We start from the raw sequence: 6,868 nt of genomic DNA, 5'->3' as shown, positions 1-6,868 counted from the left end.
AATTCTATCAAATCGCTGTAACCATTGCAACATCGTTGTTAAATAAAAATCTTTCTCAATTAATTCTTAAGAATTTATAAATATTGCGAAATGTTAATTTAAATATTCTCAAGTTTTTGGAGTCAATAAATAATTTTTGCTTATCTTTAGCCAACATTGGGTTAGAAGTCAGAAGTCAGGAGTCGGGAGATAGGGTGATAGGGTGATAGGGTGTTGGGGTGTTAGGGTGGTCACTGCGTGCGCGTTGCGGGGGGTGTTAGGGTTTTAGTTGAAATTCCCCCACTTCCCTACTTCCCCACTTCCCCACTTCCCCACTTCCCCACTTCCCCACTTCCCCACTTCCCCACTTCCCCACTTCCCCACTTCCCCACTTCCCCACTTCCCCACACCCCACTGTGGAAGGGGATTATTTTCTGGAGAATAAAACGTAAAAACAGGGAATAATAAACAGAGTTAACAGCGTTGCTAAAGACAAACCCGAAAAAACGACAATTCCTAAAGGTTGCAGAAATTCTCCCCCCTCTCCCAATCCTAAAGCGAGGGGAAATAAACCTAAAACCGTGGTCACGGTAGTCATTAAAATTGGTCGTAAACGTTGGGGAGCGGCCTTTAAAATGGCTTGTAGTCGAGTAAAACCGAATTCTTGCCGCAATTGATTGGCTAATTCCACCATAATAATCCCGTTATTAACCACAATGCCCACCAATAAAACCACCCCGACGATGACAATGGCATTAATCGGGGTTTTGGTCAAATATAGTCCAAAAATTCCCCCCGCTAGGGCTAAAGGAACGGTTAACATAATCACCAAAGGGTCTATGAGCGAGTTATACTGCACGGCCATGACCACAAAGACTAAAAATACCGATAAACCCGCTAATAAACCCAAAGAACCCTGAATTTCTTGATTAGACGTGGCGGCAGCACTGGGTAAAATGCTGATACCATCGGGTAAGGGAGTGGAATTTAAAACCGATTGTACCCCCACGAGTGCGTCACTTAATTTCGCACCCTCGACTAAACTGCCGATAATAATAAAAACTTGACGCTGATTGATTCTCTGGATGACCCCGGGGGTTTTTCCCGCTTCAATCCGGGCAATATCTGCTAATTTTAAATCTTCTTGCCTATTGACAAAGATAGGTATTTGTGATAGGTCACTAATTTTTTGCCGCAAGTTGGGGTCCAATTGCACCCGGATATCGATTAATCTATCTCCCCGTTGCAGTTGGGTGGGTATCGATCCTTGAATAGCGGTCCGTAGCGTTTGTCCCACTTCCAGGGTACTCAATCCCAAACTATTTAAGCGCGTCCAATCGGGTTTAATCTGGATTTCTGGTTGTCTGGGGTCAGCATCGGCACGAAAACGCGCACTAGGGACTTTTTCATCGAGAATACTGAGGATTTCTTCACCAGCTTGCTCTAGAGTTTTCCCATCGCGTCCCTGTAACATCACATCCACGTCAGCACCAACGGAGGGAGAGTTATTAAGAATAATACCGCGCACTTGACCAGGGGTGAGACGCAAACGCACGTTAACGAGGTTTAATTGCTCTAGTGCTTTGCTCATGCGTTCGATATATGCTTCTGTATTAGTGCCTTTTTTGAGATTAATCGTACTAGAAGCGCGCAAAATATTTTCATTGGTAGTTGTGCCAAAAAGAGAACCGCCACTGGTAGTAAAAACATACTCAGTTTCTGGTTGTGATAATAAAATCTTTTCTACTTCCCGCATCACCTGACGGTTAGTATTTAAATTGGTACCGGGGGGAAATTGGGCAAAAACGTTCACCTGTCCAGTTTGAATACGACTAAAGACTTCTTGGGGGATATATTGCCAGAGATAAAAACTACTTCCCCCTAAAATTAAAAAGGCCAGCAGGATAACAGGTATTCTGTAGAGGATGATTTTAGCTAAAAAACGACCGTAGAGAATGGTTAAACCTTCTAGACGTTGACTAAAGACTCTTAAGAGCCAAAACCGATGGATACCACTAGAAACCCGCATATTTAACAAACGACTGGCCAACATGGGAACAACGGTTAACGCACAGAGGAGAGAAGCGGCCACAGCAAAACTGATAGTGAGGATAATCTCGTTAAACAGCAGGGAAATAAAACCACCCAGTAGTAAAAATGGCAGGATAGAGACGAGATTAGTCGCAGTGGAGGCCAATAAAGCAGATTCTACCTCTTGGCTGCTATTCCGGGCAATTTCTAAAAAATCTCGCTTATTTTGGTTTTGATTAACTTTGAGGGCAATATTTTCCAGCATGACAATGGAATTATCCACCACGATACCCACCCCTAGGGCCAATCCTCCCAAACTAAACACATTTATCGATAACCCGAATAACTTCATACAGATAATTGCGACGAGGGTAGAAAGAGGAATCGCTAGGGTAATGATAAAAGTCTGTCGCAGGGAACCGAGAAAGACGAATACAGTCAATCCTGCTAGAATTGTCCCCGCTAGTCCCGACGAAACCACGTTATTGACCGCGTTTTGGATAAATACAGACTCATCAGTAGTGGGGACGACTTGTATTCCCCCGGTGATTAACCCGGATTTTTTTAATTCTGCAATGCGTTTTTTGACCCCTTCTACCACAGCAATCGTGTTCGCATTCGGTTGTTTTTGGACGCTAACCCTCACGGCATTTTTTCCATTTAGGGTGACAAAAATTCTTTGTTCTTCTGTCCCATCGATAACTCTGGCCACATCCCGCAGATAGATTTTTTCTTCGGGATTATTACTATCGGTCAGTGCTAAATCTTGGATATCCGCTACGTTTTTAAATTTCCCCACCGCGCGGGTTAAAGGTTCCCCGGTTTCTCCCTCTAGTCGGCCCCCAGAGATGTCCTGATTGCGTCTTTTTAGGGTGTCTAAAACCTGATTTAATCCCACTCCTAAAGATTGTAATCGCTGCAGGTCAATATTAACTTGAATTTCTTCTCTAACTCCCCCAATCACGTCCACTATTGCCACTCCTTCCACAAATCCTAATTCTCTCCCTAATTCTTCATCAGCAAATAATCTTAAATCTTTTAGGGGTAGGGTATCAGAAACGAGAGCGAATTCATAGACGGGTAAACGAGAGGGTTCAAATTTGTTTAAGCGCGGTTCCTCAATAATATCGGGTAAATTTTGTCGGACACGATTAAAACTTTCGGTAGCTTCATTTAAAGCGACATTTAAATCTCCCCCCGGTTGAAAAAATAAATCTACTCGCATCCTTCCCTCGCGAGTTTCTGAATAAACTTGTACTACTCCCTCGGTGGCACTCATTCCTTCTTCTAGGGGTTTAGTTACTTCTTCGAGAATAACTTCCGGGGAAACTCCAGGTACATTCATCCTTAAACTAATGCGGGGATAAGTGATAGAAGGAAGCAAATCTACTTGTAAACGATTTAGAAAAAAAAGACCGATGATGATAACTGCTATAGTTAACATCAATACTCCTATGTGACGACGAATTGATAGACCGCTTAGGGAGATGTTTTCTGACATAATTACCTATGGGGGAGAGTGAGGAGTTAGGGGTTGGGGGTTAGGGGTTGGGGGTTGGGGTTTTAGGGTTTTAGGGTTTTGGGGTTTTAGGGTTTTAGGGTTTTAGGGTTTTAGGGTTTTGGGGTTTTAGGGTTTTGGGGTTTTGGGGTTTTAGTTGAAAATTTCCCCATTTCCCCATTTCCCCATTTCCCCATTTCCCCATTTCCCCATTTCCCCATTTCCCCATTTCCCCATTTCCCCATTTCCCCATTTCCCCATTTCCCCATTTCCCCATTTCCCTGATAACTGATTAATTGTGCATAACTCGACCGAAACTCCATAATTTTTGATAATAATGACGACTGACGCTATCCCTATCATCAGTGAGTAGATTTATAGCGATACCATTGTTACCTGTTTCTTTTCCTGAACTGTGGATATATTGATTATTCCCTAGATATAACGCCACATGATTAACTCTTTTATCACCAAAAAAAATTAAATCTCCTGGGAGTAATTCCTCTCGGTTTATTTTTTGACAAAAAGCCTCCTGTTGATAGGAATCCCTCGGTAACCAAATGCCAAAAGTGGCAAAAGCGGCCTGGATTAATCCTGAACAATCATAATTAGGTGCAAGGGTTCCACCCCAGAGATAATGATTGGTACGGTTCCTTGCTTCCTGAGTAAAAGTGATAATCTCAGGAATATGTTTTTCTATGTCTGAACGAGTTAGAGGAATTTTTTGATAAGCTGTGGTGGCCACCGCAATTGCATCTAAATCTTCTCCGCATAACCAAGCTAAATAATTATCTTCCCTTAGCTGAATTTGTAGCCCTTTTTCGGTAATTTCTAGGGAAATAAATTTTAATTGTCTTCCCTGTTGTGCTTGGGTCGCTAACTCTTGACAACTGGGAGAATTGTAGAGATTTAAGTCTCTTATACAGAGATATTCCTGGGTGAATGATGGGGTAAGAGAGATGATTTTCATAAAAAATAGATCAGAAGTATATTGACAGAAAAAACTGCATTACTAGCCAAAAGCTAAGGTATAAAATCGAGGATTTAATGATAAAATAAATAAGGAGAATAACCTTAGTTCTGTCATCTTCAAGTTTCCACCTCTCTTAATTCTTGGCCACAAAGATAATCTAAGACGCATTTTAACCGCCTATCCTTAGATTAACTCAATCTCCCCCAATCCCTTTGCTGTTAACTCTTGCCTGTTACCTCTTGCCTTATCTCAACAACCAATTTAAATGTGCGGGCAGCTTAATCTATAACCGAACCGAATCCCTGAAAAATTATTAAACCTCTTGCATAATTAACTTTTCAGGCTTCAAAAACCGCAAAAATAAGGATTAAATGGCATAAAATCTGGAAATAGACTATTTAATGGCTTATTATTCATCTTTAATTCTTCTGACTACTGACTCCTAACCCTAACAACAATTTTGGGTTTTTACAAGAGGTCTATTATAGCCAGTTCCTTAACAATATGTTACAATAGCCGGCGAGAGGGGAGTGACCAAGATTTGGAACTTTTGCGCTAGAGATAGATTCTATGGATCAGCAGTCACATCCTAAAGTAAGCTTTTAATCAGATGTTGAGGTTAGTCCATGGCCAATGTTTCGGGGCGGTTTGAAAAGCAGGAATACAGCCAAAACTCAGAAAATACCGTCACGGTGGTCAGTTCAGTCATGTCCGGTTTAAAAAAAGCATCTCCCCTGCAAAAGGGCTTATTTTGGGGAATAACCCTCAGTTTTACAGCCCTAGTTTCCGCCACTGTTGGGGCTGCCGTCGCTTTAATTAGTCCCTTACCCGCACCAATTGGGGCTATCTTCCAAAAAACGACTTTTCCCAACCAAACAGACATCCTTGAGGCTCAAGCTTGGAATAGCTTAATTAACCAGCAGCTTTCTCGTCCTGTTAATATTTTAGTTATGGGCATCGATCGAGTTTTAGATGCCAAAAACAGCGACGATGTATTTAAAGGTCGCAGCGATACCATGCTCCTAGTCCGCTTCGATCCTACGGATAAAACCGTGAGAATGTTGTCTATCCCTCGCGATAGCCGCGTCAGAATCCCCGGCCACGGTTTCACTAAAATCAACGATGCCAATGTTCACGGCGGACCTACTCTAGCGGCGGAAGTGGTCGGTAATACTTTAGGGGATGTCACCGTTGATCGCTATGTGCGGGTGACTACCGATGCCTTTAAGGAATTAGTCGATTTAGTCGGGGGTGTAGAAGTTTATGTACCCGAACGAATGTATCATAAAGATGTCACCCAAAAATTAGAAATTGATTTACAAGAGGGTTGGCAAAATCTCAACGGCGACCAAGCCGAACAATTTGCCCGTTTTCGTAACCCGCAATACGGCGATATCGGTCGCGTACAAAGACAACAAATTTTATTAAAAGCACTACAACAAAAGATTTTTAGTCCGACAATTCTGCCCAGTCTCCCGAAAGCAGTACAGGTTTTACAACAATATATCGATACGAATTTAACCGTCGAGGAAATGCTGGCTATCGCTAATTTTGGCCGGGAAATTAAACGGGATGACTTAAGAATGATCCTACTCCCCGGCCGGTTTAATAGCCTCGAGGAATACGATGGTCGCAGTTATTGGATTTTGAACCGTCGCGAAATTAGAACCATTGTGGCTAATAATTTTACCGATAACTATTCGCGGAGAGAAACCTCCGTTTATAGTCTGCGGATTGCCATTCAAAATGCCACCCATACCAAAGGTTTAGCCCGTCGTACTCGTAATTATCTGGCCAAACAGGGCTATACAAATGTTTATATTAGCGATGACTCCTCCCAAAAGCTAGAAACCACGGCAATTATTGCTCAAAAAGGTGATGTTCAGTCCGCTAACCTCTTGAAAAATCAATTGGGAATCGGTAAAGTAGAATCATCCTCCACTGGTGCTTTAGACTCAGACCTAACTGTTCGGGTGGGTGATGATGTAGCCCAGTTTTTCAACGCTCAACAGTAACAATGTTGAAAAATTTTTTCAGTCTGGTTTTAATTATTTTGCTGGCGATTCTTTGGCTACTTTTTGCAGCCCGTCCGGTGGCTTTGGCCCAAGATAAAACTATTAACTATAGTTTTGCCCAGCTGCAAGATCGGGATTTTTCCCATCAGGATTTGCGCGGAGGAGTTTTCGCAGCTGCCGCGATGCGGGGAGCTAACCTAGAAGAGGCCGATTTATCGAAAATTTGGGTTGAAAACCCCGCCCTTTAGGGTCGCGGAGGGCGGCTTGATTACTTTAACTTTTTAATCCAATCCCTGACAACTTCGGCAGCAGAAATTTGTTTTTGTTGAGCATACCGTTTTAGTTTTTCTAGTTCTTCGTCAGAAAGTCTCA

At 42.4% G+C, this 6,868-nt stretch carries 5 protein-coding genes and 1 pseudogene; 2 read left to right on the top strand and 4 right to left on the bottom strand.

What is annotated here, in order from left to right:
- Positions 1-256: 256 nt before the first annotated feature.
- The 4 genes from EWV84_RS14300 to EWV84_RS14285 all read right to left on the bottom strand — a co-directional run bounded on the left by EWV84_RS14300 (position 257) and on the right by EWV84_RS14285 (position 4,478).
- Positions 257-379 (bottom strand): hypothetical protein, encoded by a 123-nt coding sequence (locus tag EWV84_RS14300; protein WP_287078521.1) that lies wholly within the window; start codon positions 377-379, stop codon positions 257-259.
- Positions 380-406: 27 nt separating this feature from the next.
- The gene (locus EWV84_RS14295) at positions 407-3,511 is read right to left on the bottom strand and encodes an efflux RND transporter permease subunit (protein WP_287078520.1); all 3,105 of its coding nucleotides are present in this window, start codon (positions 3,509-3,511) and stop codon (positions 407-409) included.
- 94 nt (positions 3,512-3,605) lie between these two features.
- The gene (locus tag EWV84_RS14290) at positions 3,606-3,785 is read right to left on the bottom strand and encodes a hypothetical protein (protein ID WP_287078519.1); all 180 of its coding nucleotides are present in this window, start codon (positions 3,783-3,785) and stop codon (positions 3,606-3,608) included.
- 15 nt (positions 3,786-3,800) lie between these two features.
- The gene (locus EWV84_RS14285) at positions 3,801-4,478 is read right to left on the bottom strand and encodes a C40 family peptidase (protein WP_287078518.1); all 678 of its coding nucleotides are present in this window, start codon (positions 4,476-4,478) and stop codon (positions 3,801-3,803) included.
- Positions 4,479-5,107: 629 nt separating this feature from the next.
- Between EWV84_RS14285 and EWV84_RS14280 the strand changes: the two genes are divergently transcribed.
- Positions 5,108-6,496 (top strand): LCP family protein, encoded by a 1,389-nt coding sequence (locus EWV84_RS14280; protein WP_287078517.1) that lies wholly within the window; start codon positions 5,108-5,110, stop codon positions 6,494-6,496.
- A 2-nt stretch (positions 6,497-6,498) separates the two neighbouring features.
- Positions 6,499-6,714, top strand: a pseudogene (locus tag EWV84_RS14275) (pentapeptide repeat-containing protein); the annotation flags it as partial.
- Positions 6,715-6,868 lie beyond the last annotated feature (154 nt).

The sequence above is a fragment of the Microcystis sp. M_QC_C_20170808_M3Col genome (genome assembly GCF_007095505.1).
Lineage (GTDB): Bacteria > Cyanobacteriota > Cyanobacteriia > Cyanobacteriales > Microcystaceae > Microcystis.
The sequence above is the reverse complement of the archived record's forward strand: the minus strand, read 5'-3'. Positions and strand labels throughout refer to the sequence as shown.